Here is a 22,685-nt window from a genome sequence, read left to right as displayed (position 1 = left end):
ACTCCCTCCTAGGGCACGTAGCGCATGGCCTCCACCGGCTCCAGCCTCGAGGCCAGATACCCCGGCCAAAGGGCCGCCAGCAGGGCTACCCCCACGGCATACCCCAGGGTGAGGAGGACCTCCTTCACCCCAAGCCGCCCGTAGAGCACCTCCGGCAGGCCGAACTCCCGGTACTGCTCCAGGATCCACTGGGGCAGGGGGAGCCGGAAGCCGTCCAAAAGCTCCAGGTGCAGAAGAAGCCCAAGCCCCGCCCCCACCAGGGCGGAAACCCCCACCAGGAGGAGGCTCTCCCAAAAGACCAGAGCCATGACCCGCCGGCCGGTGAGACCCAGGGCGCTGAGGAGGCCGAACTCCCGCACCCGCTCCACCAGGGAGAGGTAGAGGGCGTTGAGGAGGATGAGCCCCCCCAGGAGGAAGAAGATCCCCACGTAAAGGGCCATCACCGTGTCGTAGAGGGGCAGGAGGGCGGCGTAGAGGGGATTGGCCTCCAGCCAGGTTTCCACCGTCAGGCCCTCCAGGTGGGGCTTCAGGCGGGCCTTCAAGGCCTCCAGGGGCTCCTGGTCGTAAAGGCCGATTCCCGAAAGCCTAATCTCCAGCCGGGTGACCCGGCCGGGAAAGAGGAGGGCTTGGGCGTCCCCTAGGCCCACCACCAGGGTGCGGGCCTCCAGGTGGGTCTCCGGCAGGTCCAGAAGGCCCACCACCCGGAAGGGGAAGATGCCCAGGCCCATCCCCCCGGGGGCGTAGGCCACCACCTCGTCCCCCAGGCCCACCTTGAGGGCCCGGGCCAGGGCCTCCCCCAGAAGGGCCTCCCCCGAGGCCTGGGGCAGGCGGCCGGCCTTCAGCAACTTCCGCTGCCTTTCAAGCCCCCCGGCCTCGAGGCCCGTGAGCACCGCCGCCCGGCTCCGCTCCCCGGCGATGACCAGGGCCTGCCCCTCCAAAACCCCCTCCACCTGGGTCCCGGGGGGGAGGGGCAGGGCCGGGGGAGCAAAGGTCAGGGCCTCCAGGTCCTCCTTTTCCCGGTAGCTCTCCACCCGGACCACCAGATGCCCGGTGCGCTCCAGGAGGAGGCGGAAGAAGGCGTCAAAGGCCCCGGCGTAGACCGAGAGGAAGACCAGGGACAGGAAGACCACCAGGGCCACCACCCCGCCCGTGGCCAGGTTGCGGCCCGGGGTGCGGAGCAGGTTCCGCCAGGCCAGGCGCAGCACCTAACACCCCCTTTCCAGGTAGAGGGGATGGAAGCACCGCTCGGGCACCCCCCCTACCTGGACCTCGCTCACCTCCAGCCGGGTGCGGTACCCAGGGCGCAGGAGGTCCTTAAGCTCCATCTCCCGGGGTAGGTAGGCCCCATCCAGGCGCTGGTAGGCGCCAAGCCTCAGCTCCCGCACCGCCTGGCCCCGCTGGTCAAAGTAGAGGACCCGCTCCACCAGGCCCTCCTTCAGGTGGACCTCCACCCGCCCGTAGGGGGTGGCGGCCCCAGGCTTGGGGGAAAGGACCAGCACCCCCCTCTCCTCCGCCACCTGGAAAAGCTCCTCCAGGTCGCGGCCCATAAGGTCCTGGTAGGTGAGGTCGGAACCCAGGAAGCGCTCGCTCCGGCCCGTGGGGGGCAGGCGCAGGGTGCGGCCAAGCCGGGGGTCGTAGAGGTAGAGGTCCTGCCCCAACGACAAGTAGGCCTGCCCCGCCTCCGCCTTAGGCTCCAGCACCCGGAGGTGGACCCGCTCCCCGTCGGTGTAGACCTTGAGGCGGTAGAGCTTGCTCTGGCCGGGGCGCTCCACCCACAGGGCGTAGACCGCCTGGTGGGCTGGGCCGCGTAGGCGGTCCAGGGCGGTCCGGAGCTTCTCCAAGGGGGTCTGGGCCAGGACGGGAGCCAGGAGGATCAGAAGAACCGGGAAAACCTTGCGCATCTCACCCCTCCTTCAGGTAGCGGGGGACCTCCAGGGCCAGCACCAGCCGCCCGGGGAAGAGCAGGGCCAAGAGGGCGGAAAGCCCCACCACCCCGGCGGCATACAGGGCGTACGCGGGCCTTAGGGCGGTGTACAGGTGTTCGGAAAGCCCGGACTCGGGAAGGAGCTCCACGCTCATCCGCATGAGGGGTCCGAAGACATCGTGGGTGGAGGTGTACCAGAGGAGGGCATACCCAAGAAGAAGGCCCAGGACCAGGCCCACGCCGCTGGCCAGGGCCGCCTCCAGGGCCACCTGCCCCGCCAGGCGCCAGGGGGTGAGGCCCAGGCTCTCGGCCACGGCGAACTCCCTTAGGCGCTCCCGCACGCTCACGTAGGTGGTGCTCACCACGGCGATGGCCGCCAGGAGCATGAAAAGGCCCAGGAGGGGGATGTAGAGGAGGCGGCTTCCCTCGTAGTCCGCCCGGATGGGCCCCATGAGGTCCCAGACCCCCTTAGCCTGGAGGCCGGGGGGCAGGGTGCGGCTCAGGGCCTGGGCCACGGCCCCCTCCCTGCCCCGGGGGACCTTCACCGCCAGGTGGGTGGCCAGGGCCCCGGTGAGGGCCTGGGCGTCCTCTAGGTGCAGGTAAACCCCGAAAAAGTCCACGTTGGAGACCCCAGCCCGCACCAGGCCCACCACCTCCAGGCCCAAAGCCGCCTTTCCCGTCTCCACCACCAGCCGCTCCCCCACCCTCACGTCCAGCCGCTCCGCCAGGCGCTGGCCCAGGACCACCTCGCCCCGGGCGCGAAGCCAGCGCCCCTCCGCCACCTTGGCCGGCACGCGGGAAAGGCCCTTTTCCCCCTCGGGGTCCACGCCCAGGACCAGTCCCCCCTCGAGGCGGTAGGGGGAGCGCAAAAGGGCGTAAACGGAAAGCCGGGGGCTCACCGCCTGGACCAGGGGGTGGGCCAGGGTGGGAAGGGATTTTAGGCCGTGCTCCGGGTCAGGGTCTGCCCACCAGGCTTCCTGGGCCACGGCCACCGGGGCCTCCACGTACTCCGCGTAAGCCTCCACCAGGCTCTCCCCGTACCCGTCCAAGAAGCCCAGGAGAAAGAGGGTGGCCACGGTGACGTAGACCACCACCAAGGAGAGGAGGGCCGTGCGGCGCCGTTGCCGCAACACGCTCCGCCAGGCCAGGCGCAAGAGGCTCATCTCCCCTCCTCAAAGCGCTCCAGAAGCTTGGGAAGCTCCCGCTCAAAAAAGGCGTAGAGCTCCCGCATTTCCCTAAGCCTCTCCCCGCGCACCTCCCCCACCAGGGCCAGGCCCCTCTCCGCCTGCTCCCGGTAGCGGGAAAGGGCCCGGGTCTTCTCCAGAAGGAGGCGCTTCCAGGCCCCAGGGCGCACGGCGTAGCGGTCCGCCCGCTCCCCTGGCCGGCGAAGCCGCTCCACCAGGTGGAGCCGGGTGAGGAGGTACAGGGCCGGACTCAAGGCCCCCTTGCTGGCAGAAAGGGCCACCCCCATCTCCCTGGCCGTCTGCTCCGGGGGCTCGGCGATGAGGAGCCAGGCCAGCACCCGGCCCGCCATGCGGGGTAGGCCGGCGGCCTCAAAGAGGAGGGCGGTCTCCTCCACCCAGGCCTTCAGGGGAGCCTCCACGCCCCGAGCCTATGCCCGTTCGCAAAGTTCTGTCAATGCCAAACTTTTGGGGTCCGAGGGAGCAAGCCCCCGGCCGGAGGGGCTTTAGAGCTCCGCCAGGTCCACCCGCTCCAGGACGGGCAGGGCCCTCAAGGCCTCCAGCACCTCGGGGGAGGGCTTCTGGTCCACCGCCAGGACAAAAAGGGCCCGCCCCCCAGGCACATCCCGCCCCAGCTGCATCCCGGCGATGTTGACCCCGGCCTCCCCCAGGAGGGTGCCCACCTGGCCTACCACCCCGGGGCGGTCGTAGTTGACGCAGACCAGCATGTACCCCTCAGGCACCACCTCCAGGGCGTAGTCGTCTACGCCTACCAGCCGGGGCCGCCCTCCCATGACCACCCCCCGGGCCCGGCGCTCCTCCTGGTCGGTGGAAAGCCGCACCTCCACCAGCCGGGTGTACTCCCCCGCCTCCTCGGAGCGCCGGGTGATGAGGCGCACCCCCCGTTCCTTGAGGAGGGGGCGGGCGGATACCAGGTTCACCGCCTCGCTCCCCAGGACCCGGGAGAGGAGCCCCTTGGCCACGGCGCTGGCCACGGGCTCGGGGTCTTTTTCAAACTGGCCCAGGAAGCTCACCTCCAGCACCTGGGGCCGCCCGCGGGTGATCTGGGCGAGAAGCCGCCCCAGGGCCTCCCCCAGGGGAAGGAAGCCTTTGAGGGCCTCCAGGGCCTCGGGGTCAAAGCCGGTGTTCAGGGCGTAGGAGAGGTCGCCCTCCAGGGTGCGCACCACCCGTTCCAGGATGGCCTCCCCCACCCGCTCCTGGGCCTCCACGGTGTTGGCCCCCAGGTGGGCGGTGAGGACCACCTTAGGGTGGGCGAGGAGGGGATGGTCCTCAGGCGGGGGTTCCTGGGTGAAGACGTCTAGGCCGGCGGCGAAGAGGTGGCCCTCCTCCAGCACCTCCAAAAGGGCCTTTTCGTCAATGATTCCCCCCCGGGCGGCGTTCACCACCACCGCCCCCCGGGGCAGGAGGTAGAGCTCCCGCCGGCCGATCATGCCCCGGGTCTCCTCCGTGAGGGGAGTGTGCACGGTGAGGAAGTGGCTCTGGCGGAGCATGTCGGCCAGGTCCTCCAGAAGCTCCACCCCCAGGCTCTCCGCCCGGGTGCGGGGGATGTAGGGGTCGTAGGCGAGGACCCGCATCTCAAACCCCTTGGCGAAGCGGGCCACCTGGCCCCCAATCCTTCCCAGGCCCACAATGCCCAGGGTCTTGCCCTTGAGCTCCAGGCCCAAAAACTTCCGGTCCCACTCCCCGGCGCGAATTTTGCGGTCGGAAAGGGCAATCCCCCGAGCCGCCGCCAGGAGGAGGCCGAAGGCCAGCTCCGCCGCCGAGCGGGTGTTGGCCTCGGGCACGTTCACCACCAGGATGCCCAGGCGGCTTGCGGCCTCGAGGTCCACGTTATCCACCCCCACCCCACCCCGGCCCACCACCTTTAGCCGCTTTCCCCGCTGGAGGAGTTCGGCATCCACCTGGGTGCGGCTTCGGGTGATGAGGGCATCGTAGGCAGGGATGACCTCCAAAAGCTCCTCCCGCCCAATCCCCGGCCGGTAGTCCAGGAGCACCCCGGGGTATTTGGCGTCCCCCAGCCGCATGTCGTCGGACACCAGCACCCGCCACATATACCCTTGACCCTAGCAGAAACCCTCCCCTGGAGCAACAAGACCCCTACACTACACCGCCCCCCTGTGGTATCCTGTCCCGGATCACAAGGAGGCCTTATGAAGGTAGCCTTGGTAACCGACTCCACCTCCGACCTGCCCGGGCCCCTACGGGAGCGCCTGGGCATCCGCGTGGTCCCCCTGTACGTGAACCTGGGGGGACGGGTCTACCGGGACTGGCAGGAGATCACCCCCGAGGAGATCTTCCAGAAGGTGCGGGAGGGCTCCGCCTTCCCCACCACCAGCCAGCCCTCCCCCGAGGACTTCCTGCGCACCTACGAGGAGGCCCTGAAGGAGGCGGACCACGTCCTTTCGGTGCACATCTCCGCCAAGCTCTCCGGCACGGTGCAGTCCGCGGAGCTGGCCGCCCAGAGCTTCCCTGGGCGCATCACCGTGTTTGACAGCCAGGCGGCCTCCCTGGGCATCGGCATGATGGTCCTCCGGGCCCACGAGCTCCTGGGGGAAGGAAAGGGCCTTGCGGAGGTGCTGGAGGAACTCAAGCGCATCCGCCAGGACCACTTTGTGCGCTTCAGCGTGGCCACCCTGGAGTTTTTGAAGCGGGGCGGGCGCATCGGGGGGGCCCAGGCCCTTTTGGGCACCCTGCTGGGCATCAAGCCCATCCTCACCCTCAAGGAGGGGCGGGTGGAAGCGGCTGGCCGGGCCCGGGGGGAGAAGAAGGCCCGGGAGGAGATCCTCAAGGACTTCAAGGCCTGGGGCCAGGGGCGCCGGTCCATCCGGGCCTTTTTCCTCTACAGTGCCGAGGAAAGCGCCGTAGGGGAGCTCAAGGAGATGGTGCTGGCCTCCGGGCTCCCCGTGGAAGAGGCTTTGGTGAGCGAGCTTGGGGCGGTGATCGCCAGCCACACCGGCCCCGGCACCTATGGGTTTTATGCCTACAGCCTCTAGCACCGCCTTCGTGGCCGACTCCACCCTGGGCCTCACCCCGGAAGAGGCCCTCAGGCACGGCATCCACCTGGTACCCCAGCAGGTGGTCCACAAGGACCGCACCTACCGGGACTTCCTGGACATCACCCCCGAGGAGGTCCTGGCCCTGCTGGAAAAGGGGGAAAGGCTCACCACCAGCCAGGTGGCCCCGGCCGACTTCCAAGAGACCTACGAAAGGCTCCTCAGGACCCACGACCGGGTCCTCTCCGTCCACATCTCCGGCCAGCTCTCCGGGACCGTGGCCACGGCCCTCAGCGTGGCCCAGCATTTCGGGGGCCGGGTCAAGGTCCTGGACTCCTGGTCCTTAAATGGGGGGCTTTGGCTGGTCCTTGAGGAGGCCCGCCGCCTCCTGAAGGAAGGGGTGGCCTGGGAGCGGCTGGAGGAGCGCATCTCCCCCTACCGGGAGCGGGTGCGGGGCTATGTGCTCCCCAAGACCCTGGTCTACCTCCAGCGCTCCGGCCGCATCTCCGGCCTCCAGGGCCTGGTGGGAGGGCTTTTGCGCATCCTGCCGGTGCTGGAGGTGAAGGGGGGACGGGTCCTGCCCGGCCCCCGGGTGCGGGGTTTCCACGAGGGCCTTCGGCGGATCGCCGAGCTCTTCCGCCGCGACTTTCCCCAAGGGGCCCTGGTCCACCTGGCCCACGCCGCCAACCCCGAGGGGGCCAGGGCCCTGGGGGAGCTTTTGCGGAGCGAGGGGGTAGAGGTCCTCTCCACCCTCCCCGCCGGGGCGGCGGTGAGCGTGCACACCGGCCCCGGTACCGTGGCCCTCTTCGCCGGGCCCAGGAGGTAAGGGGTGCGGGCGGTGGTCCAGCGGGTCTCCGAGGCCCACGTGGAGGTGGAGGGGGAGGTGGTGGGCCGGATTGGCCTGGGCCTCCTGGTCCTCCTGGGGGTGGGCCAGAAGGACACCCGGGAGGACGCCGAGTACCTGGCCCGCAAGATCGTGGCCCTGCGCATCTTTCCCGACGCCGAGGGCCGGATGAACCTCTCCCTGAAGGAGGTAGGGGGGGAGGTACTCCTGGTGAGCCAGTTCACCCTCTACGCGGACACCCGCAAGGGGAACCGCCCCTCCTTCCTCCAGGCCGCCCCCCCCGACCAGGGCAGGCGGCTCTATGAGGCGGCCCTCGAGGCCCTCTTGGCCCAGGGTGTCCACGTGGAGACCGGGGTCTACGGGGCCCACATGCGGGTGCACCTGGTGAACGATGGCCCCGTGACCCTCCTCCTGGACTCGGAGGAGCGCCTCAGGCCCCGCTGAAAGGGCTCAGAGCCTTCCCAGGAGCAGGAAGGCTCTCATATCCCTCATCCGACCCGCGCCTACCATGAATTGCGCCCTAAAAAGCGCGGGATAAACATGAAACAAGTGCAACCCAAGGACTGGATCCCCCTCATCAAGCCCTATACCAAACCCCACACCCTACGAAGCCTCCGTCAGGTGGCGGACACCCTCCTTCCCCTGCTCCTCCTCTTCTACCTGGCCCACCGGGCCCTTTCGGTCTCCCTCCCCCTCACCCTGGCCCTGGACTTCCTGGCGGCGCTTTTCCTGGTGCGCCTGTTCATCCTGCAGCACGATGCCGGCCACGGCTCCTTCTTTCCCAAGAAGTGGGCCAACGACCTCCTGGGCTTCTTCACCGGGGTCCTCACCCTGGTCCCCTACCACCACTGGCAGCTCTCCCACGCCCGCCACCACGCCACCAGCGGCAACCTGGACAAACGGGGGGTGGGGGACATCTACACCATGACCCTGGCAGAGTACCTAGAGGCCACCCCCTGGCAACGGCTCCAGTACCGTCTCTACCGCAACCCCTTCGTGATGTTCTTCCTGGGCCCCATCTACGTCTTCATGCTCTCCTACCGCCTGCCCTTGGGCTACGGGGCAGACCGGCCCTCAGTGCGGAACTCCGTGGCCCTCACCAACCTCTTCCTGGCCCTTTTGCTGGCGGGCATCGTGGTCTTTTTTGGGGTCAAGACCCTCCTCCTGGTCTACCTCCCCATCCAGTACCTGGCGGGCATGGTAGGAATCTTCCTCTTCTACGTGCAGCACCAGTTTGAGGACGCCTACTGGGAGCACGACCCCCGCTGGGAACACCTCAAGGCGGCCATGGAGGGGAGCACCTACCTGAAGCTACCCAGGGTGCTCCAGTGGCTCACGGGGAACATCGGCTTCCACCACATCCACCACCTGGCCCCCAAAATCCCCAACTACCTTCTGCCCAAAGTGCAGGAGGAGGTGGACCTGGTGAAGGTGGCCCCCACGGTCACCCTCAAGGACGCCTTCCAGATCGCCTTCGCCGACCTCCACCTCCACGATGAGGAAAGCCGCAAGCTGGTGGGCTTCCGGGAGGCCCACCGCCGGCTCAAGGAGAGGGCCAAGGCGGCTAGTGCTTGAAGTGCCGCACCCCGGTGAAGACCATGGCCAGCCCTAGCTCGTCCGCGGCCCGGATGGAGTCCTCGTCCCGCACACTTCCCCCAGGCTGGATGATGGCGGCGATGCCGAACTCCCCCGCCAGGCGCACCACGTCGTCAAAGGGAAAGAAGGCGTCGGAGGCCAGGACCGCCCCCCTGGCCCCCTCCTTGGCGCTCTTCAGGGCGTGCTTGGCGGCGGCGTAGCGGTTGGTCTGGCCCACGCCAATCCCCAGGGTCTTTCCCCCCTTGGCCACCACGATGGCGTTGGAACGCACGTGCTTCACCACCTTCCAGGCGAACCAGAGGTCGCGCCACTCCGCCTCCGTGGGGGCCTTTTGCGTGACCACCCTGGGGGCGGTGGGGTCTTCGGTGTCCGCGTCCTGGAGGAGCATCCCACCCCTTAGCCGCCTCAGGTCCAGGTAGGGCCCTTGGGCGGGAAAGGGCACCTCCAGGAGGCGCAGGTTTTTGCGCTTGGCGAAGACCTCCTGGGCCTCCTGGGTGAAGGCGGGGGCCAGGACCACCTCCAGGAAGACCTCCCCCATGGCCAGGGCGGTGGGGCCATCCACGGGCCGGTTGAAGGCCACGATGCCGCCGAAGATGGAGACGGGGTCGGCCTCGTAGGCCTTGCGGTAGGCCTCCAAAGGGGTTTCCCCCAGGGCCACCCCGCAGGGGTTTTGGTGCTTTACCGCCACGCAGGCGGGCTCCTGGAACTCGGAGACCAGGTTCCAGGCGGCCTCCGCGTCCAGGTAGTTGTTGAAGCTCATGGCCTTGCCCTGAAGGATCCGGGCAGCCAGCAAGGGCCCCTCCTCCCCGGCCACCCGGTAGAGGGCCGCTTCCTGGTGGGGGTTTTCCCCGTAGCGCAGGGGGGCTTCCTGCCTGAGGACCAGGAACTTCTCCTCGGGGAATTTCTCCCCGGAAAGCCACTCGGCGATGGCGGCATCGTAGGTGGCGGTGTGGGCAAAGGCCTTCCGGGCCAGCTCCCGGCGGAACTCGGGGGTGGGGCCCTCCTTAAGGGCCTCCAGGACCCGCCCGTAGTCCTCGGGGTCGCAGACGGGGAGAACCGCCAGATGGTTCTTGGCCGCCGCCCGGAGCATGGCCGGCCCGCCGATGTCTATCTGTTCCAGAGCCTCCTCAAAGGAGGCCCCCCGGGCCACCGTCTCCCGGAAGGGGTAGAGGTTCACCGCCAGGAGGGCGATGCGCTCAAAGCCCAGGGCCTTTAGCTCCCCCTCCTGGTCGGGCCGGGCCAGGAGGCCGGCGTGCACCTTGGGGTGCAGGGTCTTGACCCGGCCCTCCAGCACCTCGGGAAAGCCGGTAAAGTCGGAGATGTAGGTGACGGGAAGCCCCGCCTCCACCAAGGCCTTATGGGTGCCCCCGGTGGCCAGAAGGCGGAAACCTAAGGCAAGAAGCCCCTGGGCAAAGGGGACCAGCCCCCGCTTGTCGGAAACGGAAAGAAGGGCCCACATGGGGGGATTTTACCCGCTAGACTGAGGGGGATGGGCATCTACGAGGCCATCAAGGAGACCATCAAGGAGGCCATGAAGGCCCGGGACCAGAAGACCCTGGACTTCGCCCGGGTGGTGAAGGCGGAGCTGGACCGCAAGGGGGATGGCAAGCCCCTTCCCGATGCCGAGGCGGTAAAGGTGCTTAAGGCCCTCAAGGAGATCGCCCTGGAACAGGGGAACACCTTTGAGGCGGCTTTTCTGGACCGCTTCCTGCCCCAGGAGATGAGCGAGGAGGAGCTGGAGGCCTGGATCCGGGAAAACATAGACTTCTCCCAGTTCAAAACCCCCCTGGCGGCTATCGGGGCGGTGACCAAGGCCCTGGGCCCCCGGGCCCCGGGGGAGAAGGTGCGGCGGGTGATTGAGCGCCTGACCCAATGAGCCCCTGGGAACGCCTCTTCATTGAGGAAATCCTCACCGAGCCCGTGCGGCTGGTGCGGGAAAGGGTGCGCACCCACACGGGCAAGGAGCTCACCTACATCTACCGCCCCGGACCGGTGGCGGCCAGCTTCGTCCTGCCGGTGACCGAGCGGGCCACCGCCCTCCTCATCCGCCAGTACCGCCACCCCACGGGGAAGTTCCTCCTGGAGATTCCCGCGGGCAAGGTGGATGCCGGGGAAAGCCCCGAGGCCGCCGCCCGGCGGGAGCTTCTGGAGGAGGTGGGGGCGGTGGCGGGGGAGGTGGTGGCCCTGCCCCCCTTCCACCCCCAGCCCTCCTTCACCGCGGTGGTCTTCCACCCCTTTCTGGCCCTAAAGGCCCGGGTGGTGGGGGCGCCCAGCCTGGAGGATGGGGAGCTTCTAGAACCCCTGGAGGTCCCCTTGACCGAGCTCTACACCCTCCTGGAAAGGGGCCAGGTGGAGGACGCCTCCACCGCCCTCACCCTCTTCTACGCCCGACCCCACCTGGAAAAGCGGGGGCTCCTCTAAAAAGCGGGCGTCCGGCGGCGTGCAAAACCCCTCACCCCACCGCATAAAATCCCTGTGGGAAAGCCACTGGGCCCCTGGTAGACTGGCCCCGTATGAAACCCAAGGTCACCACGCCCCTCCCCGGGCCCAAGGCCCGGGAGCTCATGGAACGGGGGCAGGCGGTCCTCTCCCCTTCCTACATCCGGCCCTACCCCTTCGTGCCCGCCCGGGGGCAGGGGGTTTTCCTGGAGGACGTGGACGGCAACCTCTTCCTGGACTTCATGGCGGGCATCGCGGTGAACACCACCGGCTACGCCCACCCCAAGGTCCTGGAGGCGGTGAGGGCCCAGGCGGAGCGCTTCGCCCATGTCTGCTTCTCCGACTTCACCCACGAGCCCACCCTCTCCCTGGCCGAACGCCTGGTGGCCAGGCTGGGCGGGGGCTACCGGGTCTTCTTCGGCAACTCCGGCACCGAGGGCATTGAGGCGGCCATCAAGCTGGTGCGCCACCACACGGGCCGGCCCTACCTCCTGGCCTTCACCGGGGCCTTCCACGGGCGAAGCCTGGGCGCCCTCTCCCTCACCGCCAGCAAAAGCGCCTACCGCAAGGGCTTCTCCCCCCTCCTGCCCGGGGTGGTGCACGTGCCCTTCCCCAACCCCTTCCGTCCCCCCCTGGGGGCCAGCCCGGAGACGGTGGGCGAGGCGGTCCTGGAGTACCTGGAACACCTCTTCCGCACCGTCTTGCCCCCCGAGGAGGTGGCAGCATTTTTCCTGGAACCTATCCAGGGAGAGGGGGGGTACGTGGTCCCCCCGGCCGGGTTCCTCTCCAAGCTCAAGGCCCTCCTGGAGCGGTACGGCATCCTCCTGGTGGCCGACGAGGTCCAAAGCGGGGCCGGGCGCACCGGCCGCTTCCTGGCCCTGGAGCACGAGGGCATCCAGGCGGACGTCTACGTGCTGGCCAAGGGCCTGGCCTCCGGGTACCCCATTAGCGCCCTCCTCTTCCGCGAGGAGCTGGGGAGCTGGCGCCCCGGGGCCCACGGCACCACCTTCGGCGGCCAGGCGGTGGCGGCAGCGGCGGCCCACGCCACCCTGGACCTCCTGGAAGGGGGGCTCATGGAGCATGCTGCCCGGGTGGGGACCTACCTCCTGGAGGAGCTCAAGGCCCTGCAGAAGCGCTTCCCCTTCCTGGGGGACGTGCGGGGAAGGGGCCTGATGATCGGCCTGGACTTCGGCACCCCAGAGGAGGAACGCCCCCACCTGAGGGACCAGGTGGTGGAGCGGGCCTTCCAGAAGGGGCTTCTCCTCCTGCAGGCGGGCCCGAGTGCTGTCCGCATCGCCCCGCCCCTCATCCTCTCAAAGGAGGAGGCGGCCATGGGCCTGGAAATCCTGGAAGAGGTCTTCAGGGAACTTTAAAAAGGGGGGGACCGGGCAAGGCCGGTCCCCCAGGCCTATAGGGGCAGGGCTACTTGGGCTCCCCTGGCCAGTCGCCCACCACTCCGGCCGCCGCCCACTCCATGGTGAGGAGCTCCTCCAGGGTGGCCTTCTTCCCGGCGGGGATGCGCACCACCCCCTTGCGGTCCCGGATAGGCCCGGTGAAGGGGTCAAAGGTGGGCTTGGGGCTGGACATGTCCTTCACCAGGGCCAGGATGTGGTCGTAGACGGAAACCTTTTTGCCCCCCACGGTCATCTGGGCCTTCTGCAGGAGGGTCACGTGCTTGGGGTTGATGGGCACCCCGTAGTCCGCCCCCATTTCCACCGCCTTGTGCTGCAGGAGCCAGAAGTAGTCCACGTTCTGCAGGTTCTTGGCGGTGTAAACCCCCTCCTTCACCTTCTTGAGGAAGTCAATGTAGATGACGTCCCAGTGAACGATCTGGCCGGAGACCACGTGGTCGGGGGCGAACTTGAGCATGGGGGTGTAGTGCCCGAAGGAATAGGCCCCCTTCTTGGCCGCGGTCTGGATCACCGTGGGGGTGTCCTCGGTGAAGGCGAAGACGTCCGCCCCCTGGGCCAGAAGGGCCTCCGTGGCCTCCCGGGCCTTGGCCGGGTCGTACCAGGCGTTGATCCAGCGCACCAGCACCTGGGCGTTCGGGTTCACCGCCCGCACCCCCAGGGTGAAGGCGTTGATGTGCCGCTTCACCTCGGGGATGGGGAAGGCGGCCACGTACCCGATCTTGCCCGTCTTGCTCAGGGCCCCGGCGGCCAGGCCGTTCAGGTAGTAGACCTGGTAGAAGTCCGCCATGTAGGTGGCCACGTTGGGGGCACGCTTGACGCCGGTGGCGTGGGCGAAGATCACGTTGGGGTACTTTTTGGCCCCCTCGAGGACCCCCTCCATGTACCCGAAGCTGGTGGCGAAGATCACCTGGCACCCTTCCCGCACGAAGCGGTCAATCACCGGCAGGGCCTGGGCCTCGGGCACGCTCTCCACGTACCGGGTCTCCAGCCAGGGCAGGGCGGCCTCCGCCTTCTTCCGCCCCAGGTCGTGGGCATAGGTCCAGCCCGCATCCCCGATGGGCCCCACGTAGATGAAGCAGGCCTTGAGCTTATCCCCCTGGCCCAGGGCAAGCCCCAGGGCCAGCACCGCTAGTGCCCAAAAACGTTTCATCCCTTACCTCCCCCGCTCAAAGGGTATTCCCAGGGCCTTGGGGGCCCGGGTACGCCCCGAAAGGGCCAGGACCAGGATAACCAGAAGGTAGGGCATGGCGGCAAAGGCCTCCGATGGTATAGGTACACTACCCTGCAACCGGAACTGCAGGAAGAAGAGGAGGCCAAAGAGGTAAGCCCCGAGCACCGCCCGTAGGGGTTGCCAGGCGGCCAGGATCACCAGGGCGATGGCCACCCAGCCCAGCCCCGCGGTCATGCCGTCCGTCCAGGAGGGACGGTAGGCCAAGGAGAGGTAGGCTCCTGCCAGCCCCATGAGCCCGCCCCCCAGGAAGAGGGCCAGGTGGCGCACCCCGTCCACGCTGACCCCGAAGAGGTCCGCCGCCCTGGGGTTTTCCCCCACGCTCCGCAGGTAGAGGCCGAAACGGGTGCGGTAAAGGAGGAGGTGGAGCAAGGCGGCAAGGGCCAGGGCCAGGAGGGCAAGCCCTTCCTCAGGCAGGGGGTTGGGGAGGGGAACCCCCTCGTAGCGCTTGCCCAAAAGCCCCGAGGCCCCCAGGCCCAAGGCGGCCAGGGCCAGCCCGGCCACGAACTGGTTGGCCCTAAGGGAAACGGCAAAGAGGCCCAAAAATGCCCCCAAAACCGCCCCCGTCCCCACCCCGGCCAGCACCCCAAGCCCAACCCCCCCGGCCATGGCGGCGGCGAAGGCCGCCAGGGCGGAAAGGGCCATGATGCCCTCCACCCCCAGGTTCACCACCCCGCCCCGCTCGGCCAGGAGGGCCCCCAGGGAGGCCAGGAGGATGGGGGTACCGAAGAGGACCGCGCGCACCAAGGCTTCTTCCATCAGCGCCTCCAGATCAGGCGGTGGCGGCTTAAGGCCTCGGCCCCGATGAGGGCCAGGAGGAAGAGGCCCGCCACCACATCCACCACCCTAAAGGGCATGGAAAGGGAAAGCTTCAGGGCGTCCCCTCCGGCCAGGATCACCCCCAAAAGGGGCGCGGTGAGGAGGACCAAAAGGGGCCGCCCCCGGGCCAGCCAGGCGGCTAAGATGGCGGTGAAGCCATAACCCAGGGAGATCTGGGCGGGTTCCAAAAGCCTCAGGTGGATGCCCGCCACCTCCCCCACCCCAGCCAAGCCAGCCAGGAAGCCAGAAACAAGGGCGGCCACCAGGAGGAGCCTGCCCCCCTTGAGCCCCAGGTACCGGGCAGCGGCAGGGTTCTCCCCCAGGATGCGCCACGCAAAGCCCAAGGGCGTGCGGAAGAGGAGGACCTGGAGGAGCAAGGCCGCCCCCACCCCCAGGAGCAGGGTGGGCCAGTGCACCAGGGTATCCCCCAGTCGGGGAAGCTGGGCCTCCTGGGGGAAGCGGTCCGTGTAGAGGAAGCCAAAGACGAACTGCCCCTTCCAGGGCCCGGCCACCAGGTAGACCACTAGGTAGTAGGCCAGATAGTTCTGCATGAGGGTGGTGAGGATCTCGCTGGCGCCAAAGCGTACCCTCAGCCAGGCGGCCAGCCCCACCCAAAGAGCCCCCAGGGCACCGCCCAGGAGGAACATCAGGGGCAGGGTCCAGGGACCCGGGGGGAGGAAGAGGGCCACGTAAGCCGCCCCCACCGCCCCCAAGAGGAGCTGCCCCTCAGCCCCGATGTTGAAGAAGCCCACCCGGAAGGCCAGGGAAAGCCCCGCTCCGATGAGGAGAAGGGGAATGGTGCGCCGGGCCACCTCGGCCAGGCCCAGGGTATCCCCTAAGGGAGAAAGGAGGAGGGCGTAGGCCCGTAAGGGGGAGACCCCGTAGGCCAGGAACACCCCTCCCAAAAGGAGGAGGGCGAGCCCCAGGAAGAGGGCGTAGAGGCCCAGGATTTTCGCGGGAGTGGGATTGGGGTCCAGCTCCAGCCTCATGCCCGCCCCTCCGCCATCATGCGCCCCAAGGCCTCCCGGCTGGCCGCCTCCCTGGGGATGGGTCCCACGAGGCGGCCGTGGTAGAGGGCCGCCACCCGGTGGGAAAGGGCCAGGATCTCGTCCAAGTCTTCGCTCACCAAAAGCACCGCCGCTCCCTGGCGGACCAGCTCCAGGATGCGCCCGTGGACCTCCTCCGCGGCCCCCACGTCCACCCCGTAGGTGGGGTGCATGGCCAAAAGGAGCCTCGGCCCCCCCTTAAGCTCCCGGGCCAGGATGACCTTCTGCACGTTGCCCCCGGAGAGGAAGCGCACCGGGGTGCGGGGGGAAGGGGTTTTGATGCGATACCCCTCAATGAGGGCCCTGGCCTCCCGCTCCATGGCCCGGTAGTCCAGAAGCCCCTTGGGGGCGTAGGCCCGGAAGGTGCGCAGGGCCAGGTTCTCGGCCACGCTCATCCCCCCCACCACCCCCATGGCCCGCTCCTCGGGGATGTGGGCCACCCCCAGGGCGTAGAGGCGAGCAGGGTCCTTGGGTAGGGGCTGGCCCAGGAAGCGCACGCTACCCCGGTAAGGCCTCAGGCCGGCCAGGGCCTCCACCAGTTCGCTCTGGCCGCTGCCTGCCACCCCTGCCACCCCCAGGACCTCCCCGGCCCGGAGGGCAAAGGACACCCCCTGCACGGGAAAGCCGTGCCGGGGCACCACCAGGTCCTCCACCTCCAGCACCACCTCCTCCCGGGGCGGGGGGACCTTGGGTAGGGGGGCCACGCTCCGCCCCACCATCATCCGCACCAGGGTCTCCTTGTCCGCCTCCTTGCGGGAAAGCTCCCCCACCTTCTCCCCCCCGCGCAGGACGGCGATGCGGTCGGCGATGGCCAAGACCTCGTCCAGCTTGTGGCTGATGAAGATGACGGCCAGGCCCAGGGCCTGGAGGCGGCGAATCTCCTGGAAAAGCTCCTGGGCCTCCTTTGGGGTGAGGACGCTGGTGGGCTCGTCCAGGATGAGGACCTTGGGGCGGGAAAGGAGGGCCCGCAAAAGCTCCACCCGTTGCTTTTCCCCAGCGGAGAGGCGGGCTACGGGGGCCTCGAGGGCCACCCCCAGGGGATGGTCCTTGAGGAGCTCCCGAAGCCGCCCCTCCAGGGCCCTACGGGAGAAGAAGGGGGGAAGGTCCAGGCCCAGGGCCAGGTTCTCCGCCACGGTGTGGGCCTCAATGAGCTCGGGGTGCTGGGGCACCAGGGCGATGCCGAGCCGCTGGGCGGCCTTGGGCGAGGGCACGCGCACCTCCCGGCCCTCCAGGAGGATGCGCCCCTCATCGGGGGCATAGAGGCCGTAGAGGATGCTCACCAGGGTGGTCTTCCCCGCCCCGTTCTCCCCCAGGAGGGCCAGGACCTCTCCCCGGCCCACCTCGAGGCTCACCCGGCGGTTGGCCACCACGGGACCGAAGCGCTTGGTGATGTTCTCCAGCTTCAACATGGGCAGGGCCTCGAGCCCCGCCTGAGGATACCACGGAGGAACCACAAAACACCCCCCGGTGGCGTGGCCGGGGGGTCAAGGCAACTGGCGGGCCCGGAGGGATTCGAACCCCCGACCTACCGCTTAGAAGGCGGCTGCTCTGTCCCCTGAGCTACGGGCCCATGGAAGGAGGCCGGGGTGGAAAACCACCCCGGCCCTTTGGAGCGGGAGACGGGACTCGAACCCGCGACCCTCGGCTTGGGAAGCCGATGCTCTACCAACTGAGCTACTCCCGCATGGTCGGGGCGGCCCGATTTGAACGGGCGACCCCCTGCTCCCAAAGCAGGTGCGCTACCGGCCTGCGCTACGCCCCGGGGCCGTGGTCACCCCACAGGCCACAATAACACCTGGGCAGGGGAGGGTCAAGGCGTGCTATGATGGGCCCATGCGCTTAGGTCCGGTGGAAATCCTCCTCATCCTCCTGGTCATCCTCCTCCTCTTCGGCGCCAAGAAGCTCCCGGAGCTGGCCCGGGGAATCGGCCAGTCGGCCAGGGAGTTCAAAAAGGGCTTGCAGGAGGGCGAGGAAAAGAAGGAAGAGCCTAAGGCGTAGGGCTCCTTTCCCCCACGGGCATTCCCCCGGGGGCATACAGGCGGTAGCCCGTGGGGCGCACGTAGGCCGCCAGGGCCAGCCCGTAGCGGCGGGCCAGGTCCACGGCCGGGCGCGTGGCCCCGGTGCGGCTTGCCAGGAGGACTGCCCCCATGCCGATGGCCTTGGCGGCCATCTCCTGGCTCACCCGGCCCGTGGAGGCCACCAGCACCGGGGGCGAAACCCCCTCCAGGAGCATGAAGCCGGCCAGGCGGTCCACGGCATTGTGGCGCCCTATGTCCTCGTTCAGGTAGAGGAGGCGGCCCGAGGGGTCAAAGAGGGCTGCCCCGTGGATGCCCCGGGTGCGGGCGTAAAGGCTGGTCCCCTGGCGCAGGGCAGCCATGAGGGCCAGGGGAAGCCCGGGGTCCAGGGGCAGGCGGGGCAGGGGGGCAAGCCTGGGCTCCCCATAGCGGAGCCCGGCGGCGCAACCGCTATCCCTCACCCCCACGCCCCGCTCCGGCTCCCCAGGCAGGTCCACCAGGACCACCCCCTCCCCCACCCGGTAGCGCACGCCCTTCAGGCTACACAGCACCCCGCTCAGGAAGAGGTGGCCCAGGGCCAGGTAGGCCTCATCCCCCGGGGTGTAGCTGAAGGAGGTCCAGGGTTTCCCGTTCACCACCAGGAGGAAGCGCGCCTCCTCCGGCAGGGGGAAGCTCTCCTCCTGGAAGGCTCCGCCCTGGTAGCGCCACATGGACACCCTTACCTTACCCGCAAAGGGAGGTAAGAAAAAACCCCGGGGGCACAAACCCCCGGGGAAAGCCCCTAGTTTAAAGCCTGCGCAGGACTTCCTCCGCCTCCTTGTACCCGGGGCGGAGCTTGAGGGCCTCCTGGCACTGGTACCGGGCCCCCTCCTTGTCCCCCAGGCGCTCGTTGGCCAGGCAGAGCTGGTAGCGGTACTCGGCCTTCTTGGGCTCGAGGCGCACGGCCACCGTGAGGCGGCTCTTGGCCTTCTGGAAATCCCCCAGGGCCAGGTAGATCTGGCCCAGGTAGCCGTAGGCCGCGGGGAAGCGCAAGGGGGCTAGGGCGATGGCGTTTTCCAGGGCCATCCCCGCCTCCTTGGCCCGGCCCAGGCTCAGGTAGGCCTGGCCCAGGGTGTACCAGCCCTCGGCGTCCAGGGGCTTCAGGCGGTGCCCCTCCTCCAGAACCCTGGCCGCCTCCTCGGCCTTGCCCTTCAGGAGGAGGGCCGAGGCGTAGCGCACCCGGAGGTCGGCGTCCTTGGGGGAAAGCTGCAGGGCCTTGGCGTACTGCTCCAAGGCCTCGTCCAACCGCCCTGCGGCCAGGTAGAGCTCGGCCAAGGCCACCCGCACCTCCGGGGTGTCCTGGAGGCTCAGGGCCTTCTTGAAGGCCTCCTCCGCCCGGTCCGCCTGCCCCAAGAAGGCGTAGACCAGGCCCCGCTGGGCGAAGAGGGGGGCGTAGCGGGGGTTCACCCTTTCGGCATCCCGCAACACGGTGAGGGCCTGCTCCAGGTAGGCCTTGCCCTTCTCCCGGTCCTCGGTGGCCCGGTAGAGGGCCACATAGGCCTCGGCCAGCACCATGTACCCCCCGATGTACCTGGGGTTCTTGGCGATCAACCCCCGGGCGTTCTCCAGGGCGGGGTTCAGAAGGCCCACCTTCAGCTGGGCCCGGGTAAGCCAGTAAAGGGCATCGGGGTCCTGAGGCTTTTCCTTCACCGCCCGCTCAAAGAGCTCCAGGGCGGCCTCGTAACGGCCTAGGGCGTAAAGCTGCACCCCCAGCTTCAGGGCGTCCTGTTGCGCCGCCTGGGCGGGCGGCGGTGGGGTCTGGGCCAGGGTGGGTGCGGCCAGCAAGCTCAGAGCCAAGAGAAACCAGCGCATGTCCTTACCTCCTACAGCACAAACCGCGTGAGGTCCGGGGAGGCGAAGACCGCCTCCAACCGCTTTTCCACGTAAGCCCGGGTGATCTCCACCCGCCCCAGGTCGGTCTGGAAGCTCACCTCCTCCAATACCCTCTCCAGCACCGTGGCCAGCCGCCTGGCCCCGATATCCTCCAGCTCCTGGTTGGCCCGGTAGGCGGCCTGGGCGATGGCCCAAAGGGCCTCGTCCTCAAAGACGAGCTCGGTGCCGTCTGCCCGCAAAAGCTCCGTGTACTGGCGGACCAGGGAGTTCTCCGGCTCCTTGAGGATGCGGTAGAACTCCTCGGGGCCCAAAGGGGAAAGCTCCACCCGGATGGGGAAACGCCCCTGAAGCTCGGGGATGAGGTCGGAGGGCTTGGCCACGTGGAAGGCGCCAGCGGCAATGAAGAGGACGTGTTCCGTGGAAACCGGGCCGATGCGGGTGGAGACCACCGTCCCCTCCACGATGGGCAACAGGTCCCGCTGCACCCCCTCCCCCGAGACGTCCGGCCCCACGGTGCCCTCGCGCCGGGCCACCTTGTCGATCTCGTCAATGAAGACGATGCCCTCCTCCTGGGCCCGCCTGCGGGCCTCCTCCTTGAGCTCCTCCTGGTCAATGAGGCGCTCGGCGTGCTGGTTCTTCAGCACCTCCCGCGCCTCCTTCACCGTCATGCGCTTGCGCACCGGCCTCTTGGGGAGAAGACCCCGGAGCATCTCCCCCATGCCCCCCATGCCCTCCCCACCCAGGACCCCCATGAAGGGCAGGGCCAGCTCCTCCTCCACCTGCACCTCCACGGAAAGGCTGTCCAGGCGGCCGGAACGCACCTCGGCCACCGAGGCCCGCAGGAGGGTGGCCAGCTCCTCCTCGGCCAGGCCCAGGGCCTTCTCCTCCACCCGCTTCTTCATCTCCTCGAGGACCAGCTGGTAGCTGGCCTCAGCCAGGTCCCGCACGATGGCGTCCACGTCCCGGCCCACATAGCCCACCTCGGTGAACTTGGTGGCCTCCACCTTGACGAAGGGGGCCCCGGCCAGGCGGGCCAGGCGGCGGGCGATCTCCGTCTTGCCCACCCCGGTGGGTCCAATCATGAGGATGTTCTTGGGCGTGACCTCCCGGGCCACCTCGGGGGGAAGCTTTTTCCTGCGGTAGCGGTTGCGCAGGGCCACGGCCACCGCCCTCTTGGCCGCCTCCTGGCCCACGATGTGCTTGGAAAGCTCCCGTACGATCTCTGCCGGCGTCAGGTTCATGTCTCCCCCAGGGTGAGGACGGTGATCTGGCCCGAGGTGTAGAGGTCCACCTCGGCAGCGATCTTGAGGGCCTCCTCGGCGATCTGCCGGGCGGAAAGCCCCGAGTGCCGGTAAAGGGCCTTGGCCGCGGTGAGGGCGTAGGGGCCCCCGGAACCCACCGCCAGGAGGGGTTCTTCGGGAGCAATCACCTCCCCGCTCCCCGAGAGGAGGACCATGCTCTCCCGGTCGGCGGCGATGATCATGGCCTGGAGATGGCGCAGGACCCGGTCGGTACGCCAGAGCTTGGCCGTCTCCACCGCCCCCTTGAGGAGGTTGCCCCGGGCCTCCCTGAGCCTCTCCTCAAAGCGCTCCAGGAGGCTCAGGGCGTCGGCCACCCCTCCGGCAAAGCCCACCAGAACCCCCTCCCCCACCTCCAGCCGGCGTACCTTCACCGCACCCCGCTTGAGGACCGTCTGGCCGAAGGTGACCTGGCCGTCCCCAGCGAGGGCGGTGACCCCGTCCTTGCGTACGGCCAAGATGGTGGTGCCGTGGATCTCCACAGGGGCAAGATACCGCCAAGGGATGAGAAGGGCGTTAGGGAGCCCTTTGCCCCGGGCCACCCCCGGCATGGGAAGCCAGGGTACATACCCCGGCCGTCCTGCCCCTAAACTGGAAAGGGTGAGGGCGAAAACCCTGGGCGAACTGAAGCGCACCTACCCCCTGGACAAGCTGAAGCGCACGGTGAAGGAGGAGGCCCGCCAGAACCTGCGGGAGAAGCTTCGGCGGGGAGAAAGGCTTTTCCCAGGCATCCACGGGTACGAGGACACGGTGATCCCCGCCCTGGTCCAGGCCATTCTGGCCAAGCAGAACTTCATCCTCCTGGGCACCCGGGGCCAGGCCAAAAGCCGCATCCTGCGGAGCCTCATCGGTCTCCTGGACGAGGAGGTTCCCGCCCTGCCCACCGAGCTGCGCGACAACCCCCTCCACCCCATCTCCCCTGAGGGGAAAAGGCTTCTGGAGGAGGCAGGGGACGATGCCCCCATCGTCTACATCCCCCGGGAGGAGCGCTATGTGGAAAAGCTGGCCACCCCCGACACCACCGTGGCCGACCTCCTGGGGGACATGGACCCCATCAAGGCCGCCCGGCGGGGCACGGGGCTGGCCGACCTGGAGAGCATCCACTTCGGCCTCCTGCCCCGGGCCAACCGGGGCATCTTCGCCGTGAACGAGCTGGCTGACCTGGCCCCTAAGGTCCAGGTGGCCCTCTTCAACATCCTCGAGGAGGGGGACGTGCAGATCCGGGGCTACCCCATCCGCCTGCCCCTGGACGTGTGGCTGGTCTTCACCGCCAACCCCCAGGACTACACCGCCCGGGGACGGATCGTCACCCCCCTGAAGGACCGCATCGGTAGCGAGATCCGCACCCACTACCCACGGAGCCTCGAGGAGGGCCTCAAGATCAGCGCCCAGGAGGCCTACGTGCCGGAAGGAGTCCTGGTGCCCGAGTGGATCCGGCTTTCCGTGGAGGCGGTGGCCTTCGCCGCCCGGGAGGACCGGCGGGTGGACCAGACCGCCGGGGTCTCCCAGCGGCTTGCCATCAGCCTCCTGGAGGTGGTGGCGGCCAGCGCCGAAAGGCGGGCCCTCCTCCAGGGCCAGCGGGCGGTGGCCCGGCCCCTGGACCTCTATGTGGGCCTGCCCGCCATCACCGGCAAGCTGGAGCTGGAATACGAGGGGGAGCTCCAGGGGGCCGAGCGGGTGGCCAAGGAGGTGGTGCAGCGGGCCTTTGGCCTGGTCCTCCCCCGCTACCGCCTCAAGACGGAAAGCATCGTGGCCCACTTTGAGGCCGGCCACCTCCTCACCCTGCCCGAGGGGGACCTGGAGGGGGCCCTGGCCGCCATGGCCGAGGTGCCCGGGCTCTTGGAAGCAGCGAGGGGCCTGGCGGAAGGCGAGGAACCCGAACTCCTCCTCTCCGCCGGGGAGTTCGTGCTGGAGGGCCTGGTGGGCCGCCGGAAGCTCTCCCGGGGGGAGGCCAGCTACCAGGCGGCGGAGAGGACGCGGAGCTATGGCAACTAGCC

Annotated in this window: 23 protein-coding genes and 3 tRNA genes; 9 read left to right on the top strand and 17 right to left on the bottom strand. The window is 68.8% G+C overall.

Annotated elements, in window-relative coordinates; translation table 11 throughout:
• Positions 1-8 precede the first annotated feature (8 nt).
• The 5 genes from B128_RS0110725 to serA form a co-directional block, all read right to left on the bottom strand.
• Positions 9-1,205, bottom strand: coding sequence for an ABC transporter permease (locus B128_RS0110725; RefSeq protein ID WP_018112272.1), 1,197 nt, complete (start codon positions 1,203-1,205; stop codon positions 9-11).
• Complete coding sequence (locus B128_RS0110720; RefSeq protein WP_018112271.1) at positions 1,206-1,901, bottom strand: outer membrane lipoprotein-sorting protein; 696 nt, start codon at positions 1,899-1,901, stop codon at positions 1,206-1,208.
• A 1-nt stretch (position 1,902) separates the two neighbouring features.
• The gene (locus B128_RS0110715) at positions 1,903-3,087 is read right to left on the bottom strand and encodes an ABC transporter permease (protein WP_018112270.1); all 1,185 of its coding nucleotides are present in this window, start codon (positions 3,085-3,087) and stop codon (positions 1,903-1,905) included.
• Positions 3,084-3,527 (bottom strand): GbsR/MarR family transcriptional regulator, encoded by a 444-nt coding sequence (locus B128_RS0110710; RefSeq protein WP_018112269.1) that lies wholly within the window; start codon positions 3,525-3,527, stop codon positions 3,084-3,086. The genes B128_RS0110715 and B128_RS0110710 overlap by 4 nt, the downstream gene beginning before the upstream one ends.
• Before the next feature lie 84 nt (positions 3,528-3,611).
• Positions 3,612-5,177 carry a phosphoglycerate dehydrogenase gene (gene serA / locus B128_RS0110705; protein WP_018112268.1) on the bottom strand — a complete coding sequence of 522 codons (1,566 nt, stop codon included), beginning with the start codon at positions 5,175-5,177 and terminating at the stop codon, positions 3,612-3,614.
• Between the two features lie 99 nt (positions 5,178-5,276).
• Here serA and B128_RS0110700 point away from each other — a divergent pair, with 99 nt between their 5' ends.
• The 4 genes from B128_RS0110700 to B128_RS0110685 all read left to right on the top strand — a co-directional run bounded on the left by B128_RS0110700 (position 5,277) and on the right by B128_RS0110685 (position 8,538).
• On the top strand, positions 5,277-6,119 hold the full coding sequence (locus B128_RS0110700; protein ID WP_018112267.1) for a DegV family protein: 843 nt from the start codon (positions 5,277-5,279) through the stop codon (positions 6,117-6,119).
• Positions 6,103-6,945 carry a DegV family protein gene (locus B128_RS0110695; RefSeq protein WP_026175200.1) on the top strand — a complete coding sequence of 281 codons (843 nt, stop codon included), beginning with the start codon at positions 6,103-6,105 and terminating at the stop codon, positions 6,943-6,945. The genes B128_RS0110700 and B128_RS0110695 overlap by 17 nt, the downstream gene beginning before the upstream one ends.
• Before the next feature lie 3 nt (positions 6,946-6,948).
• Positions 6,949-7,407 carry a D-aminoacyl-tRNA deacylase gene (gene dtd / locus B128_RS0110690; RefSeq protein WP_018112265.1) on the top strand — a complete coding sequence of 153 codons (459 nt, stop codon included), beginning with the start codon at positions 6,949-6,951 and terminating at the stop codon, positions 7,405-7,407.
• 96 nt (positions 7,408-7,503) lie between these two features.
• Positions 7,504-8,538, top strand: a complete 1,035-nt coding sequence (locus B128_RS0110685) for a fatty acid desaturase (RefSeq protein ID WP_018112264.1) — start codon at positions 7,504-7,506, stop codon at positions 8,536-8,538.
• Here the strand turns inward: B128_RS0110685 and purH are convergent.
• The gene (gene purH, locus B128_RS0110680; protein ID WP_018112263.1) at positions 8,528-10,018 is read right to left on the bottom strand and encodes a bifunctional phosphoribosylaminoimidazolecarboxamide formyltransferase/IMP cyclohydrolase; all 1,491 of its coding nucleotides are present in this window, start codon (positions 10,016-10,018) and stop codon (positions 8,528-8,530) included. The genes B128_RS0110685 and purH overlap by 11 nt on opposite strands.
• 30 nt (positions 10,019-10,048) lie before the next feature.
• Here purH and B128_RS0110675 point away from each other — a divergent pair, with 30 nt between their 5' ends.
• The 3 genes from B128_RS0110675 (at position 10,049) to B128_RS0110665 (ending at position 12,371) form a co-directional block, all read left to right on the top strand.
• A complete protein-coding gene (locus B128_RS0110675; protein ID WP_018112262.1) occupies positions 10,049-10,435 on the top strand; it encodes a GatB/YqeY domain-containing protein in 387 nt (128 codons plus the stop codon).
• Entirely contained in the window at positions 10,432-10,980 is a 549-nt protein-coding gene (locus B128_RS0110670) for an NUDIX hydrolase (RefSeq protein WP_018112261.1), read from the top strand. Before B128_RS0110675 ends, B128_RS0110670 begins: the two co-directional genes overlap by 4 nt.
• Positions 10,981-11,072: 92 nt before the next feature.
• Positions 11,073-12,371 carry an acetyl ornithine aminotransferase family protein gene (locus tag B128_RS0110665; protein ID WP_018112260.1) on the top strand — a complete coding sequence of 433 codons (1,299 nt, stop codon included), beginning with the start codon at positions 11,073-11,075 and terminating at the stop codon, positions 12,369-12,371.
• A gap of 49 nt (positions 12,372-12,420) precedes the next feature.
• Here the strand turns inward: B128_RS0110665 and B128_RS0110660 are convergent, their stop codons facing one another.
• From B128_RS0110660 to B128_RS0110630, 7 genes are all read right to left on the bottom strand, one after another.
• Positions 12,421-13,560, bottom strand: a complete 1,140-nt coding sequence (locus tag B128_RS0110660; RefSeq protein ID WP_026175197.1) for a BMP family ABC transporter substrate-binding protein — start codon at positions 13,558-13,560, stop codon at positions 12,421-12,423.
• 3 nt (positions 13,561-13,563) lie between these two features.
• On the bottom strand, positions 13,564-14,397 hold the full coding sequence (locus B128_RS0110655; protein WP_018112258.1) for an ABC transporter permease subunit: 834 nt from the start codon (positions 14,395-14,397) through the stop codon (positions 13,564-13,566).
• A complete protein-coding gene (locus B128_RS0110650; RefSeq protein ID WP_018112257.1) occupies positions 14,397-15,446 on the bottom strand; it encodes an ABC transporter permease in 1,050 nt (349 codons plus the stop codon). The genes B128_RS0110655 and B128_RS0110650 overlap by 1 nt, the downstream gene beginning before the upstream one ends.
• The gene (locus tag B128_RS0110645; protein WP_018112256.1) at positions 15,443-16,912 is read right to left on the bottom strand and encodes an ABC transporter ATP-binding protein; all 1,470 of its coding nucleotides are present in this window, start codon (positions 16,910-16,912) and stop codon (positions 15,443-15,445) included. Before B128_RS0110645 ends, B128_RS0110650 begins: the two co-directional genes overlap by 4 nt.
• An 85-nt stretch (positions 16,913-16,997) precedes the next feature.
• Positions 16,998-17,073: transfer RNA gene (locus B128_RS0110640), tRNA-Arg, on the bottom strand.
• Positions 17,074-17,111: 38 nt separating this feature from the next.
• A tRNA-Gly gene (locus B128_RS0110635) sits at positions 17,112-17,187 on the bottom strand.
• A gap of 1 nt (position 17,188) precedes the next feature.
• Positions 17,189-17,265, bottom strand: a tRNA-Pro gene (locus B128_RS0110630).
• Positions 17,266-17,336: 71 nt separating this feature from the next.
• On the opposite strand from B128_RS0110630, the gene tatA reads away from it, so the two are divergent.
• Entirely contained in the window at positions 17,337-17,501 is a 165-nt protein-coding gene (gene tatA, locus B128_RS0110625) for a twin-arginine translocase TatA/TatE family subunit (RefSeq protein WP_018112255.1), read from the top strand.
• Here the strand turns inward: tatA and B128_RS0110620 are convergent.
• From B128_RS0110620 to hslV, 4 genes are all read right to left on the bottom strand, one after another.
• Positions 17,491-18,228, bottom strand: a complete 738-nt coding sequence (locus B128_RS0110620; protein WP_018112254.1) for a formate dehydrogenase accessory sulfurtransferase FdhD — start codon at positions 18,226-18,228, stop codon at positions 17,491-17,493. The genes tatA and B128_RS0110620 overlap by 11 nt on opposite strands.
• A gap of 76 nt (positions 18,229-18,304) precedes the next feature.
• Positions 18,305-19,369 carry a tetratricopeptide repeat protein gene (locus B128_RS0110615; protein WP_018112253.1) on the bottom strand — a complete coding sequence of 355 codons (1,065 nt, stop codon included), beginning with the start codon at positions 19,367-19,369 and terminating at the stop codon, positions 18,305-18,307.
• Between the two features lie 11 nt (positions 19,370-19,380).
• On the bottom strand, positions 19,381-20,631 hold the full coding sequence (locus tag B128_RS0110610; RefSeq protein ID WP_018112252.1) for an ATP-dependent protease ATPase subunit HslU: 1,251 nt from the start codon (positions 20,629-20,631) through the stop codon (positions 19,381-19,383).
• Positions 20,628-21,170, bottom strand: coding sequence for an ATP-dependent protease subunit HslV (gene hslV / locus B128_RS0110605; protein ID WP_026175196.1), 543 nt, complete (start codon positions 21,168-21,170; stop codon positions 20,628-20,630). The genes B128_RS0110610 and hslV overlap by 4 nt, the downstream gene beginning before the upstream one ends.
• A 118-nt stretch (positions 21,171-21,288) precedes the next feature.
• Between hslV and B128_RS0110600 the strand changes: the two genes are divergently transcribed.
• Complete coding sequence (locus B128_RS0110600; protein WP_018112250.1) at positions 21,289-22,683, top strand: sigma 54-interacting transcriptional regulator; 1,395 nt, start codon at positions 21,289-21,291, stop codon at positions 22,681-22,683.
• Positions 22,684-22,685: the final 2 nt, after the last annotated feature.

Source organism: Thermus igniterrae ATCC 700962, assembly GCF_000376265.1.
GTDB lineage: Bacteria > Deinococcota > Deinococci > Deinococcales > Thermaceae > Thermus > Thermus igniterrae.
The sequence above is the reverse complement of the archived record's forward strand: the minus strand, read 5'-3'. Positions and strand labels throughout refer to the sequence as shown.

Bases quoted from the DNA above. Each gene is read 5' to 3' on its own strand.
- B128_RS0110720 (WP_018112271.1), bottom strand. From the start codon at position 1,901: ATGCGCAAGGTTTTCCCGGTTCTTCTGATCCTCCTGGCTCCCGTCCTG.
- B128_RS0110715 (WP_018112270.1), bottom strand. From the start codon at position 3,087: ATGAGCCTCTTGCGCCTGGCCTGGCGGAGCGTGTTGCGGCAACGGCGC.
- serA (WP_018112268.1), bottom strand. From the start codon at position 5,177: ATGTGGCGGGTGCTGGTGTCCGACGACATGCGGCTGGGGGACGCCAAA.
- B128_RS0110700 (WP_018112267.1), top strand. From the start codon at position 5,277: ATGAAGGTAGCCTTGGTAACCGACTCCACCTCCGACCTGCCCGGGCCC.
- B128_RS0110695 (WP_026175200.1), top strand. From the start codon at position 6,103: ATGCCTACAGCCTCTAGCACCGCCTTCGTGGCCGACTCCACCCTGGGC.
- B128_RS0110685 (WP_018112264.1), top strand. From the start codon at position 7,504: ATGAAACAAGTGCAACCCAAGGACTGGATCCCCCTCATCAAGCCCTAT.
- purH (WP_018112263.1), bottom strand. From the start codon at position 10,018: ATGTGGGCCCTTCTTTCCGTTTCCGACAAGCGGGGGCTGGTCCCCTTT.
- B128_RS0110675 (WP_018112262.1), top strand. From the start codon at position 10,049: ATGGGCATCTACGAGGCCATCAAGGAGACCATCAAGGAGGCCATGAAG.
- B128_RS0110670 (WP_018112261.1), top strand. From the start codon at position 10,432: ATGAGCCCCTGGGAACGCCTCTTCATTGAGGAAATCCTCACCGAGCCC.
- B128_RS0110665 (WP_018112260.1), top strand. From the start codon at position 11,073: ATGAAACCCAAGGTCACCACGCCCCTCCCCGGGCCCAAGGCCCGGGAG.
- B128_RS0110660 (WP_026175197.1), bottom strand. From the start codon at position 13,560: ATGAAACGTTTTTGGGCACTAGCGGTGCTGGCCCTGGGGCTTGCCCTG.
- B128_RS0110655 (WP_018112258.1), bottom strand. From the start codon at position 14,397: ATGGAAGAAGCCTTGGTGCGCGCGGTCCTCTTCGGTACCCCCATCCTC.
- B128_RS0110650 (WP_018112257.1), bottom strand. From the start codon at position 15,446: ATGAGGCTGGAGCTGGACCCCAATCCCACTCCCGCGAAAATCCTGGGC.
- B128_RS0110645 (WP_018112256.1), bottom strand. From the start codon at position 16,912: ATGTTGAAGCTGGAGAACATCACCAAGCGCTTCGGTCCCGTGGTGGCC.
- tatA (WP_018112255.1), top strand. From the start codon at position 17,337: ATGCGCTTAGGTCCGGTGGAAATCCTCCTCATCCTCCTGGTCATCCTC.
- B128_RS0110620 (WP_018112254.1), bottom strand. From the start codon at position 18,228: ATGTGGCGCTACCAGGGCGGAGCCTTCCAGGAGGAGAGCTTCCCCCTG.
- B128_RS0110615 (WP_018112253.1), bottom strand. From the start codon at position 19,369: ATGCGCTGGTTTCTCTTGGCTCTGAGCTTGCTGGCCGCACCCACCCTG.
- B128_RS0110610 (WP_018112252.1), bottom strand. From the start codon at position 20,631: ATGAACCTGACGCCGGCAGAGATCGTACGGGAGCTTTCCAAGCACATC.